The sequence below is a fragment of the Synechococcus sp. 8F6 genome (genome assembly GCF_002252665.1).
GTDB lineage: Bacteria > Cyanobacteriota > Cyanobacteriia > PCC-6307 > Cyanobiaceae > Cyanobium_A.
Map to the genome: position 1 here is coordinate 18,936 of NZ_NQKZ01000001.1, position 10,847 is coordinate 29,782.

At 68.1% G+C, this 10,847-nt stretch carries 11 protein-coding genes; 8 read left to right on the forward strand and 3 right to left on the reverse strand.

The features are described from left to right. Positions 1–66: 66 nt before the first annotated feature. A complete protein-coding gene (gene arfB, locus CJZ78_RS00125) occupies positions 67–519 on the reverse strand; it encodes an alternative ribosome rescue aminoacyl-tRNA hydrolase ArfB (RefSeq protein ID WP_094558878.1) in 453 nt (150 codons plus the stop codon). A 65-nt stretch (positions 520–584) separates the two neighbouring features. Between arfB and speE the strand changes: the two genes are divergently transcribed. Together speE and speB are read left to right on the forward strand one after the other, a co-directional pair. Further along, positions 585–1,424, forward strand: coding sequence for a polyamine aminopropyltransferase (speE, locus tag CJZ78_RS00130; protein ID WP_094558879.1), 840 nt, complete (start codon positions 585–587; stop codon positions 1,422–1,424). After that, positions 1,421–2,275, forward strand: coding sequence for an agmatinase (speB, locus tag CJZ78_RS00135; RefSeq protein WP_094558880.1), 855 nt, complete (start codon positions 1,421–1,423; stop codon positions 2,273–2,275). The genes speE and speB overlap by 4 nt, the downstream gene beginning before the upstream one ends. A 13-nt stretch (positions 2,276–2,288) precedes the next feature. Here speB and CJZ78_RS00140 read toward each other — a convergent pair whose 3' ends face one another. Then, positions 2,289–2,684, reverse strand: a complete 396-nt coding sequence (locus tag CJZ78_RS00140; protein WP_233128373.1) for a cyclic nucleotide-binding domain-containing protein — start codon at positions 2,682–2,684, stop codon at positions 2,289–2,291. Positions 2,685–3,155: 471 nt separating this feature from the next. Here CJZ78_RS00140 and gcvT point away from each other — a divergent pair, with 471 nt between their 5' ends. From gcvT to CJZ78_RS00175, 6 genes are all read left to right on the forward strand, one after another. Next, complete coding sequence (gcvT, locus tag CJZ78_RS00150; protein ID WP_094558883.1) at positions 3,156–4,265, forward strand: glycine cleavage system aminomethyltransferase GcvT; 1,110 nt, start codon at positions 3,156–3,158, stop codon at positions 4,263–4,265. Between the two features lie 115 nt (positions 4,266–4,380). Continuing rightward, the gene (gene aspS, locus CJZ78_RS00155) at positions 4,381–6,207 is read left to right on the forward strand and encodes an aspartate--tRNA ligase (protein ID WP_094558884.1); all 1,827 of its coding nucleotides are present in this window, start codon (positions 4,381–4,383) and stop codon (positions 6,205–6,207) included. 76 nt (positions 6,208–6,283) lie between these two features. Next, positions 6,284–7,201, forward strand: a complete 918-nt coding sequence (locus CJZ78_RS00160) for an RNA polymerase sigma factor, RpoD/SigA family (protein ID WP_304442185.1) — start codon at positions 6,284–6,286, stop codon at positions 7,199–7,201. A 45-nt stretch (positions 7,202–7,246) separates the two neighbouring features. After that, positions 7,247–7,732, forward strand: a complete 486-nt coding sequence (locus CJZ78_RS00165; RefSeq protein ID WP_094558886.1) for a Dps family protein — start codon at positions 7,247–7,249, stop codon at positions 7,730–7,732. A 205-nt stretch (positions 7,733–7,937) separates the two neighbouring features. Further along, the gene (locus CJZ78_RS00170; protein WP_094558887.1) at positions 7,938–9,581 is read left to right on the forward strand and encodes a CTP synthase; all 1,644 of its coding nucleotides are present in this window, start codon (positions 7,938–7,940) and stop codon (positions 9,579–9,581) included. Further along, positions 9,578–10,204 carry a 7-carboxy-7-deazaguanine synthase QueE gene (locus tag CJZ78_RS00175; RefSeq protein WP_094558888.1) on the forward strand — a complete coding sequence of 209 codons (627 nt, stop codon included), beginning with the start codon at positions 9,578–9,580 and terminating at the stop codon, positions 10,202–10,204. Before CJZ78_RS00170 ends, CJZ78_RS00175 begins: the two co-directional genes overlap by 4 nt. A 14-nt stretch (positions 10,205–10,218) precedes the next feature. Here CJZ78_RS00175 and CJZ78_RS00180 read toward each other — a convergent pair whose 3' ends face one another. Further along, entirely contained in the window at positions 10,219–10,743 is a 525-nt protein-coding gene (locus CJZ78_RS00180) for an ecotin family protein (RefSeq protein WP_094559193.1), read from the reverse strand. Positions 10,744–10,847 lie beyond the last annotated feature (104 nt).

Here is a 10,847-nt window from a genome sequence, read left to right on the forward strand (position 1 = left end):
CCTCGCAACAACACCCTCACAAGAGCTGTACAAGCTGTACAGATCAGGGACAACGCCACCGACACCTCAATCTTCCGGCAGCACGACCCGGCTGCTGCGCTGACTCTTGATGGCACTGCGCTGTTTCTTGGCCGCCAGGCGCCGCTCCTTGGAACCCCGGGTGGGCTTGGTGGGTCGCCGCGGCGGCGGCGGCGGCTTGAGCGCCTCCTGCAGCAGCTCCACCAGGCGCCGCTGGGCCGCCACCCGGTTTTGCCACTGGGAGCGGTGCTCGCTGGCGGCGATCACGATCGCCCCATCCACGAGCTTGTCCTCCAGCCGCCCCAGGGCCCGGGCCTGGAGCAGCGGCGGCACAGCGCCCGAGGCCGCCAGGTCAAACACCAGCTCCACCCCCGAGTCGGTGGTGTTCACGTTCTGGCCGCCCGGGCCGGAGGAGCGCGAAAAGCGCCAGGCCAGCTCCGCCGCCGGGATCCGCACCGCCGGGGTCACCTGCAGGTCGTCGCTGGGGCGCGCTGGGGCCATGGCCTGAGCCTGTCACGGGCGACACACCGGCGATGCGCAAGGCTGGAGATTGCAACCCCTGAGCCATGGGCTGGATCGACGAGATCTTCGACGGCGTGCGCTACGGCCTGGCCGGCCAGGTGATCGCCGAAGAGCAGTCTCCCTTCCAGCGCGTCACGATCATCGACAGCGAGCGCTACGGCAAGGGCCTGCTGCTCGATGGCTGCTGGATGACGGCTGAGCGCCAGGAGCGGCACTACCACGAGGCGATCGTGCATCCGGCCCTCTGCAGCGCGGCGAGCATCGAGCGGGTGCTGGTGATCGGTGGCGGCGATGGCGGCACCGCCCGCGAGTGCCTGCGGCACGCCGGCGTGCAGCACCTCGACATGGTGGAGATCGACGGCCTGGTGGTGGAGTTGAGCCAGCAGCACCTGCCGAGCATCGGCGGTGGCTGCTGGAGTGATCCCCGCTTCCACCTCACCGTGGGCGATGGCATCGCCTGGGCCGCAGGCGCCGCCGACGCCAGCTACGACGTGGTGATCGTCGATGGCTCCGATCCGGCTGGCCCGGCCGAGGGCCTGTTCAACCGGGCCTTCTTTGAGCAATGCCGCCGCATCCTTAAGCCCGGCGGTGTGTTCGCCACCCAGAGCGAATCCCCCGAGGCCTTTCGCCAGGTGCACCTCGACACGGTGAAGCTGATCCGCGAGGTGTTCGGCCACGCCGATCCCATGTATGGCTGGGTGCCGATGTATCCGAGCGGCTGGTGGAGCTGGACATTCGCCGCCACAGGCGGCCGTCGCTATCTGCAGCCGGATCCCGCCCGCGCCGCGGCCGTGGCCAGTGGCTGTGAGATCTGGAGCCCGCGCTGGCAGCGCGGTGCCTTCGACGCCATCCCCGCCGCCATCGAGCGCGAGCTGAACGCATGAACGACCTTTTCGACACCGACGGCGCCATCTACATGGGCAGCCAGCGCGACCCGGCCGGCTGCCGGGTGGGCCTGTTCGGCGTGCCCTACGACGGCACCACCTCCTTCCGCCCCGGCACCCGCTTCGGGCCGGGCGCGATCCGCGAGGTGAGCAGCGGCCTGGAGAGCTACTGCCCCCAACTCGATCGGGATCTGGAGGAGCTCGCCATCGCTGATCTAGGCGCCGTGGAGATCCCCTTCGGCGCACCTGAGCCGGTGGTGGCGGCCGTGAAGCAGGCCACCGAGGCTGTGCTGGCCCTGGGCCTCAAGCCGCTGATGCTCGGCGGCGAGCACTCGATCAGCTCGGGAGCGGTGGCGGCCGTGGCGGCCGAGCACCCGGATCTGGTGCTGGTGCAACTCGATGCCCACGCCGACCTGCGCCACGAGTGGCTCGGCGCCCAACACAGCCACGCCTGCGCCATGCGCCGCTGCCTGGAGGTGCTACCCAGCCAGCAGCTTCTGCAGATCGCCATCCGCAGCGGCACCCGCGAAGAATTCAGCGAACTGCGCCAGACGGGCCGCCTGGTGGCGATCGAGCGGATGGCCGAAGCCCTGAAGCCCCTGCGCGGCCAGCCTCTCTACCTCACCGTGGATCTGGATTGGTTTGATCCGGCGGTGATGGCCGGCACCGGCACCCCCGAGCCTGGCGGCTTCCTCTGGCGGGATTTCGCCGCCATGGTGGAAGAGCTGCGCCACCACAACCTGGTGGCCGCCGACGTGGTGGAGCTAGCGCCCCAGCTGGATCCCACCGGGGTGAGCAGCGTGCTAGCGGCCAAGGTGGTGCGCAGCCTGATGTTCTTGCTGGATCGCTGAGCCGAAAGGGCCTTCAGTAACAACAGGTGCCGCTGGTGCGTTGCTCCCGCAGGCGCTCATGCTGCTGGCTGATCAGCAGCACCGCCAGGGTGGGGTGGTTGTGCAACAAGTTGAGGAAGCGCAGCCGATCGAGCCGCAGAAGTTCCACCGGCGTGCGGGCCAGGGCGTCGTTGCGGTAGATGCCATCGCGCCACACGATGTCCTGGTAGCTGCACAGCTCACCGGGCCGGTAGCAGAGCTTGTCCCCGGCTTCGCTAATCACTTCGATGATGCCGCGCCGCACGCCGTAGATGGCATCAGCTCGGTTGCCCCGGGAAAACACCTTGGCGCCGGTGGGGAGGGTGAGAACCTCGCAATCCACCTGAGCTGCCATCAGCTCGATCGACGTATTGATTGCCGGAGATGCCACCACGCCCGTCACCCCCTTCAAAATATTTGCCTCCTTAATACAACCTAGCCGCCTCGCAGTGCCCAGACTTGGCCTACAAAAGCAGGCCACTTGAAGCAAGCTTCACATTTGCTTCAGCTTTCTGCCAGTGCCGACTCGAGGCTGAGCTGCTGGTTCGGCTGCGCTGACGCTCCTCCTCCAGAAGCTGGCGCGGCCATCACGGGCAACCGCGGCGGACGGGCGGTCCAGTGATGACACCAGAGTTCTGCCGCCAACTCGGGATGGATCGGCAACCGCCGCAGCTGGCACCAGCCAAACTCCCCCCCCGTGGGAGGAGCGCAGTGGCGGCAGCTACGGCAGCAAGGGCGCGAACCCATCCAGGCAGGACTTGGGTCTCTCAAGGTATGGACGACTGCCGCCTCCGGGTAGCCGGAAAACCGAATCTTCCGAGTTCCTTCTGGATTCCCGCCATGGCTGCATAGGATCCACCCCATGGGCCTCCAGCACACTCCCCTATATGACGCCGCCACGGCGGCTGGCGGCCGGATGGTGCCCTTCGCCGGCTGGGAGATGGCCGTGCAGTTCACCGGCCTGGTGGCCGAACACCACGCCGTTCGACGCCAGTGCGGGGTGTTCGACATCTCCCACATGGGCGTGCTCAGCCTGCGGGGCGATGGCGCCAAGGATGCCCTGCAGGCCTTGGTGCCCAGCGACCTCTTCCGCATCGGCCCCGGCGAAGCCTGCTACACGGTGCTGCTCAATGCGCAGGGCGGCATCCGCGACGACCTGATCGTTTACGACCAAGGCCGGATCGCCGACACCGACGCGCTCTTGGTGGTGATCAACGCCGCCTGCGCCGAGGCCGACACGGCCTGGATCCGCAGCCAGCTGGAACCCCAGGGCATCACGGTGGCCGACCACAAGGGCGATGGGGTGCTGCTGGCCCTACAGGGGCCGGAGGCGGCAGGCCGGCTGGAAGCGCTGGCAGGCACCAGCCTTGCTGGCCTACCCCGCTTCGGCCACCGCAACCTCGATCTGCCAGGGATCGGAACGGCTTTTGTGGGCCGCACCGGCTACACCGGCGAGGACGGCTTAGAGCTGCTGCTGCCCCGCCCGGCGGGCCTAGCCCTCTGGCAGCGGTTCCTGGACAGCGGCGTCACCCCCTGCGGCCTCGGTGCCCGGGACACCCTGCGCCTGGAGGCAGCCATGCACCTCTACGGCGCCGACATGGATGCCACCACCACACCCCTGGACGTGGGGCTGGGCTGGCTGGTGCACCTGGAGATGCCCAAGCCTTTCATTGGCCGCGCAGTGCTGGAGCGCCAGACCACCGAGGGCGTGAAGCGCCGACTGGTGGGCCTGAAGCTGCAGGGCCGCGCCATCCCCCGCCATGGCTACCCGGTGCTGGCCGCCGCGGCCGCTGCGGGAACCACGCCGCTCGGCACGGTCACCAGTGGCGGCTGGTCGCCGAGCCTGGAAGCGGGCATCGCTTTGGCCCTGGTGCCCGCCGAGCTGGCTAAGCCGGGCACCGAGCTGGCGGTGGAGATCCGCGGCAAGGCCGAGCCAGCCCTGGTGGTGAAGCGGCCCTTTTACCGGCGCTAAACATTCAGCTGTCGCCAATTCTGTACAGCCTGTACGGACTTCAGGACGGTCCACCCATCTGAGCTGCTGGGGAGCCCTCAGATGGGACAATCGCGAATCCCAGACCCGATCCCAGATGCGCAGCCACGGATGCGGCGACCTGCGCCACGACGCCAGCGGCCAGGCCGTTCAGCTCTGCGGCTGGGTGGACCGCAGCCGTGACCACGGCGGCGTGATCTTCATCGACCTGCGCGACCGCAGCGGCACCGTGCAGATCACCGTCGACCCGGACAACGGCGCTGCGATGTTTGCCGTGGCCGAGCACCTGCGCAATGAAACGGTGATCCAGGTGCAGGGCACGGTGCGCGAGCGCCCCGCCGACGCCATCAACGACAAGCTGGCCACCGGCCGCATCGAGGTGCTGGCCAGCGCCATCACCGTGCTCAATGCCGTGAAGGGCAACCTGCCCTTCCCCGTGTCGGTGCACGACGAGGAGAACACCCGCGAAGAGCTGCGGCTGCGCCACCGCTATCTCGATCTGCGCCGCGAGCGCATGAACGGCAACCTGCGCCTGCGCGCCCAGACGATTCAAGCCGCCCGCCGCTTCCTGGAAGACCAGGGCTTCATCGAGGTGGAAACGCCGGTTCTCACCCGCTCCACCCCCGAAGGCGCCCGCGACTACCTGGTGCCATCCCGGGTGTGCGGCGGCGAGTGGTTCGCCCTACCCCAGTCGCCCCAGCTGTTCAAGCAGCTGCTGATGGTGGGCGGCATCGAGCGCTACTACCAGGTGGCCCGCTGCTTTCGCGACGAAGACCTGCGCGCCGATCGCCAGCCGGAATTCACCCAGCTGGACATCGAGATGAGCTTCATGGGCCAGGAGGAGATCCTGAAGCTCAACGAAGCCCTGATCGCCAGCATCTGGAAAAGCGTGAGGGGTGTGGAACTGCCCCGCCCCTTCCCGCGCCTCACCTGGCACGAGGCCATGGCGCGCTATGGCACCGACCGGCCCGACACCCGCTACGGACTGGAACTCTCCGATGTCTCCGACCTGGTGGCCGACATGGGCTTCAAGGTGTTCAGCGGTGCGGTGGCCGCCGGTGGCTCGGTGAAGTGCATCGCCGTGCCCGGCGGCAATGACGCCATCAGCAACGTGCGCATCAAGCCCGGCGGCGATGTGTTCAGCGAGGCCCAGAAGGCCGGTGCCGGTGGGCTGGCCTTCATCCGCGTGCGCGAGGGCGGCGAGATCGACACCATCGGCGCCATCAAGGACAACCTCACAGACGCCAAGAAGGCCGAACTGCTGGCCCGCACCGGGGCCGAGCCCGGCACCCTGCTGCTGTTCGGCGCCGGCGACACCGCCACGGTGAACAAGGCCCTCGATCGGGTGCGCCAGTTTCTGGCCCGCGAGCTGGGCCTGGTGAAGCCCGACCGCGACAACGACAGCTGGAACTTTCTCTGGGTGGTGGATTTCCCGATGTTTGAGTTCAACTCAGACGAGAACCGCCTCGAGGCCCTGCACCACCCCTTCTGCGCCCCCAACGCAGACGATCTCAGCAACGACCCGGCCGCCTGGGCCACCACCCTGCCCACGGCCCGCGCCCAGGCCTACGACCTGGTGCTCAACGGCCTGGAGCTGGGCGGCGGCTCCCTGCGCATCCACGATTCGGCCCTGCAGCGCCAGGTGCTGCAAACCATCGGCCTGCCCCTCGAAGAAGCCAACCAACAGTTCGGCTTCCTGATGGACGCCCTCGACATGGGCGCCCCGCCCCACGGCGGCCTGGCCTTCGGCGTGGACCGGATCGTGATGCTGCTGGCCGGCGAGGAGTCGATCCGCGACACCATCGCCTTCCCGAAAACCCAGCAAGCCCGCTGCCTGATGACCCAGGCTCCGGCCGGGGTGTCTGGCAAGCAGCTGGAGGAGCTGCACGTGGCCAGCACCTGGGTGGACGAGGAAGCTGGCTGAAAACCAAAACAAATCGGGGGAATCAACGCCTCCGCCCCCATGCGGGCAACGGTGAAGCAACCACCGACCGTTGCGGTTGCCCAACACCCCCGCCATCACCGACCTGGTGCGGCTCTATCTCCAGGACATCGGCCGGGTTGACCTGCTGAGCCAGGAGGAGGAGCTCACCCTGGCTCGCCTGGTGCAGCGGCGCGAGCGACTTCTGCAGGAGGGAGCTGAGCCCGAGCTGGCTGCAGGCGAACGGCGCCAGGCCTTGCACCGCGGCAAGCGGGCCAAGGAGCGGATGATCCAGGCCAACCTGCGACTGGTGGTGGCGGTGGCCAAGAAGTACCAGCGTCGCGGCCTGGAACTGCTGGATCTGGTGCAGGAAGGCACCCTCGGGCTGGAGCGGGCCGTGGAGCGCTACGACCCAACCCGCGGGTTTCGCTTCAGCACCTACGCCTACTGGTGGATACGCCAGGGGATCACCCGGGCCATCGCCAGCCAAAGCCGCACGATCCGGCTACCTGTGCACATCACCGAGAAGCTCAACCGGATCAAGCGCGCCCAGCGGGAGCTCACTGCCCGCCTCGGCCGCACCCCAACCGTGGCCGAGATCGCCCGGGATCTGGAACTCAGCGAAGCAGCGGTACGCCAGACCCTGCTGCAGGTGCCCCGCCCCGTCTCCCTGGAAGGGCGAGTGGGAAAGGACCAGGACACGGAGTTGGGCGATCTGCTGGAGGACAGCCACAGCACACCGGAGCAGGAGCTGGCCCGCGAGCAACTCCACAACGACCTCACAGCCCTGCTGGAGGAGCTGAACAGCCGTGAGGCCGAAGTGATCCGCCAGCGGTTTGGCCTGGAGGACGACACACCCCGCACCCTGACGGAAATCGGAGAAGCCCTGCACCTGTCCCGGGAGCGGGTGCGCCAGATCGAATCGCGGGCCCTGCTGAAGCTGCGTCAGCCCCAGAACCGCTGCCGGGTGAAGGATTACCTGGGCAGCCTCGACTAAACCAGCCAAACCGGGCTAAAACGAAGTCACTACGGATAAGCCGCCATGGCCAACACCGCACCCCCGATTGACATCGGCATCCCCGAGCCCCAGCGCCTGCAGATCGCCGAGGGGCTGGGCCGGGTGCTGGCCGACAGCACCGTGCTCTACGCCAAGACCCACGGCTTCCACTGGAACGTCACCGGGCCGATGTTCAACACCCTGCACCTGATGTTCATGGAGCAGTACACCGAGCTGTGGATGGCCCTCGACGCCATCGCCGAACGCATCCGCGCCCTGGGCTGCCCGGCACCCTTCGGCGGCGCCACCTACGGCCAGCTCTCCTCCATCCCCGAAACCCAGGGCATCCCGGCCGCCCTGGAGATGGTGCGCGAGCTGGTGCTGGGCCATGAGGCCGTGGCCCGCACGATCCGCAGCGTGATGGTTACCGCCGACGCGGCCAACGACCAGCCCACCGCCGACCTGCTCACCCAACGGCTGCAGATTCACGAGAAGACCGCCTGGATGCTGCGCAGCCTGCTGGAGGGTTGACGGAGTGCCGATTGGGCGTCTGGCTTCCGCCGAGCGAAAGCCTCCAGGGCTGAGCGGGCCCAAGCCCTCCCCCGGCTCCTGCGGGGTCTGGCTGCGGTGAGCGCGGTGTTGCCCGCGCAGCGGGCGTGACCGCCGAACCCAGCCAGCCCCGCAGGCGCAAGGGAGCCTTGGAACGCCCGGTACATTGAGGGATCGGTCTAGGGATATGAGCAAGTTCGTCTTCGTCACCGGCGGTGTGGTGTCGAGCATCGGCAAGGGCATCGTGGCCGCGAGCCTTGGGCGGCTGCTCAAGAGCCGCGGTTACAGCGTCTCGATCCTCAAGCTTGACCCGTATCTGAACGTGGATCCGGGCACGATGAGCCCCTACCAGCACGGTGAGGTGTTCGTCACCGAAGACGGCGCCGAGACCGACCTCGACCTAGGCCATTACGAGCGCTTTACCGACACGGCCATGTCGCGTCTCAACAGCGTGACCACCGGTTCGATCTACCAGTCGGTGATCAACAAGGAGCGCCGTGGCGACTACAACGGCGGCACCGTGCAGGTGATTCCCCATATCACCGGCGAGATCCGCGAGCGCATCCAGCGGGTCGCTGCCAACTCGGGCGCCGACGTGGTGATCGGGGAGATCGGCGGCACGGTGGGCGACATCGAATCGCTGCCGTTTCTGGAGGCGATCCGGGAATTCCGGGGCGATGTGGGGCGCCACGACCTGGCCTACGTGCACGTCACCCTGCTGCCCTTCATTGGCACCTCGGGCGAACTGAAAACCAAGCCCACCCAGCACTCGGTGAAGGAGCTGCGCTCGATCGGCATCCAGCCAGATGTGCTGGTGTGCCGCAGCGACCGGCCGGTGAGTGAGGAGCTGCGGCGCAAGATCGGCGGCTTCTGCGGCGTCCCCGAACGGGCGGTGATCCAGGCCCTCGATGCCGACAGCATTTACGCCGTGCCGCTGGCCATGGAGCAGGAGGGCCTCTGCCGCGAGGTGCTCGACGTGCTGCAGCTCAGCAACGCTGAAAGTGACATGGCCCGCTGGCAGGAGCTGGTCACCAAGCTGCGGCACCCGGGCCCGGCCGTGAAGGTGGCCCTGGTGGGCAAATACGTGCAGCTCAACGACGCCTACCTCTCGGTGGTGGAGGCCCTACGCCACGCCTGTCTGGATCGGGATGCCTCCCTCGATCTGCACTGGATCTGCGCCGAACAGATCGAAACCCAGGGCGCCGAAGCGCTGCTGGCGGGCATGGATGCGGTGGTGGTGCCCGGCGGCTTTGGCAACCGCGGCGTCGACGGCAAGGTGGCCGCGATCCGCTTGGCCCGCGAGCAGCGGGTGCCGTTCCTAGGCCTGTGCCTTGGCATGCAGTGCGCCGTGATCGAGTGGGCCCGCAACCAGGCGGGCCTGGCCGATGCCACCAGCGCCGAACTGGATCCCGACACGGCCCACCCGGTGATCCACCTGCTGCCCGAGCAGCAGGACGTGGTGGACCTGGGCGGCACGATGCGGCTCGGCGTCTACCCCTGCCGCCTGGCGGCAGGCACCCTGGGCCAGAGCCTCTATGGCGATGAGGTGGTGTACGAGCGCCACCGCCATCGCTATGAGTTCAACAACGCCTACCGCAACCTGTTCCTGGAATCGGGCTACGCCATCAGCGGCACCTCTCCGGACGGCCGGCTGGTGGAGCTGATCGAGCTCAAAGACCACCCCTTCTTCACCGCCTGCCAGTACCACCCCGAATTCCTCTCCCGCCCGGGCAAGCCCCATCCGCTCTTCCGTGGCCTGATCGAAGCCGCCCAGCAGCGGCTGCCGCGGTCGCCCCAGGAAGCCCTCGCCAGCACCAACGCCGTGGCATGACGGGCACCCTGCCCGTGGTGGAAACCTTCCACTCCCTGCAGGGGGAAGGCCTCCACGCCGGCCGCAGCGCCTTCTTCATCCGGCTGGGCGGCTGCTCTTTGGGCTGCAGCTGGTGCGACACCAAGCACTCCTGGCCCGCGGACGTGCACCCGCAGCGAAGCCTGGCGGCGCTCGCTGCCGAAGCCCAGGCCGCCGCGATCGCCGGAGCCGCCTTTGTGGTGATCACCGGCGGAGAACCGCTGCACCACGATCTGGCACCCCTGTGCAACGCGCTGGCTGCCGCAGGGCTGCCACTGCACTTGGAAACCAGTGGCGTTGATCCGCTGAGCGGCCGCTTTGCCTGGGTCACCCTCTCGCCGAAGGCCCACCGGCCGCCGCTGCCGGAGCTGCTGGCCGCCTGCGATGAGTTGAAGGTGGTGGTGCACGGGCCGGAGGATCTGGACTTCGCGGAAGCGATGGCCGCTGCGGCCCAAGCAGCCCGCGGCGGCAACGCCAGCCCCCAGCTCCTGCTTCAGCCAGGCTGGGACTCCGCCAGCGGCCAGGCCCAAGCGATCGACTACGTGCGCCAGCACCCCCAATGGCGGCTCAGCCTGCAGAGCCACAAGCTGCTGGGGCTGCGCTGATCACGACTCGCTGATCACTGCAGACTCGCCGGGCGCTCCTGGCTTTCGGCCTTCCACAGGCGCCAACGCAACTCCAAGGGCCGGGGCGCATCCACCACGATGGGACGGCTGGCGTTGTAGGGCACCACAAACGGCTGGCCAGCCATCGGCACAAACGCGCTGCGGCGGGACTGATCCGGTGGGCAGGCCATGCGGGTGGAGGCCAGGGACCCCACATCCGTGACTCGGTAGATCACCGGGCCACCCTTCTGGGCGGGTTTCACGGGGCGCAGCTTGCCGCCGAACACCTGACGATTGCAATCCACCAGGGCCATCTGGCCGACGATCAGCTGCACCCGCCAATCAGCGGGGTTGGATGACATCACCGCATCCGCAGAGGGCCGCAACACCCCCGGCAGCTGGATCACCCAACGCCGATCGCCGGCGGCGGGCTTGGGGTAGCTGGAGAGATCGAGCCTGGGGATGGCGCCTGCGGGGGCCCCAACCAGCAGGAGCGTCATGCCCGTGGACAACAACGCCGAGAGGCGAACCAGTCCCATCACCATGGCGGCCTTGCGGTTGCACTGCCGCCATCGTGGCGGGATTGAGCGCCGCTGGCCTCAGGGAAGATGTACATCTGTACAACCTTTGTGAGCGACTCGCG